A 1,285-nucleotide genomic window follows, 5' to 3' on the forward strand; every position below is an offset into this window, starting at 1 on the left:
ACCCGACATAATGCCAATAAATAATTCCATACCTGATTCCTTTGCAGAGCCACAAACCGTCAGCTTTCGCTGTTTAGGCTCTGTGCCCTCTTTAACTGACAGCTTCCGGCTTTACTTCGCGTATTGCTCAAAAAAAGACAAGGTGGCCTGCAGGGCCGGTTTACGCAGCTTATCTTGTTCAATAAATAGCTCGTGAGAGGCGCCGTCAATCACCTTGGGCTGTCCGCCAGCACAATAGGCCAAGGCATCACAAAAACGATTTTGAGCATGATTATCTACTACCACATCATTACCTGCCTGTAATACCAGCAAGGGAATGGTAATACGGCCCGCTTCTGCAATGGCTCTATCTCCTGCCATTAAGGCTTGTTTTAACCAGTGTACGCTGACACCCCCTAGCTGTAACTGAGGCTGTTGTTGATATAAATCGCGCAAAAGCTGATAGCGGCTCTCGCTGTGAGTGAGCACATTCTCTTTAAAGGGAAGGTTTTTGTAATCAGCCTGCCCTGGTGCATAGCAAGCAGTGCGTCCTAGCCAGCCACAGCCACTATCAAATAGCGATAACAGCCCATTGACTAGCCAGCGTGGTAGGGGTTTTAAATAAATGCCCATCATAGGCGAAGACAATACAGCAGCTTGTAGGCGAACCTGGGTTTGACTGAGCCAGAGTGCAGAAATAGTCCCCCCCATAGAGTGTGATAACAGGTACAGATTATCGACCGGCTCTGCTAAGACGACTTGTTGCACAAACTGCTCAAGATCCTGCACATAGTCATCAAAGTGCCCCACATAACCTATTTGTTGGTTTTTTAATAGGCGAGGGGCCAAGCCTTGGCCACGATGATCATATAGATAAACATTATAGCCATTATTAAATAAGTCGAGGGCCAGCTCTTGATACTTTAAGTAGGTTTCGGTACGGCCATTCACCAGTATGATCGACTGCTGATGTTGGGGATTAATTAGTTTTGTGTAGGGCAAAGCGAGGTTGTCGTGGCTGTTAAATACACCTTGCACACTGTCGCGATGCCAGTGGGCATTAAGCCCTGAATGGCCTAAATCGCTTAGTTCAGATTCGGTAGTAAAAGAGGGGGCGGCAAAGGCGACATTCATAAACAGGCAAGTCCCGAACAGTAATAAACGGGCAAACATATAAGGCTCCAAGGTGTTTATTGTTTAATAACACAGCAGGCTATGTGAGCCAACACCAAGTAAGAACAATCGGCCAGTATTGGGCGCAATTAGCACCCAAGTGGTTTATTTGCGCAGGCGATACACTTTAAGC

Annotated in this window: 1 protein-coding gene; it reads right to left on the reverse strand. The window is 46.8% G+C overall.

All coding sequences use genetic code 11. The features are described 5' to 3' along the window. Positions 1-111: 111 nt before the first annotated feature. The gene (locus ACTHY5_RS09980) at positions 112-1,152 is read right to left on the reverse strand and encodes an alpha/beta fold hydrolase (protein WP_441879226.1); all 1,041 of its coding nucleotides are present in this window, start codon (positions 1,150-1,152) and stop codon (positions 112-114) included. Positions 1,153-1,285 lie beyond the last annotated feature (133 nt).

The sequence above is a fragment of the Oceanisphaera sp. genome, assembly GCF_052084945.1.
Lineage (GTDB): Bacteria > Pseudomonadota > Gammaproteobacteria > Enterobacterales > Aeromonadaceae > Oceanimonas.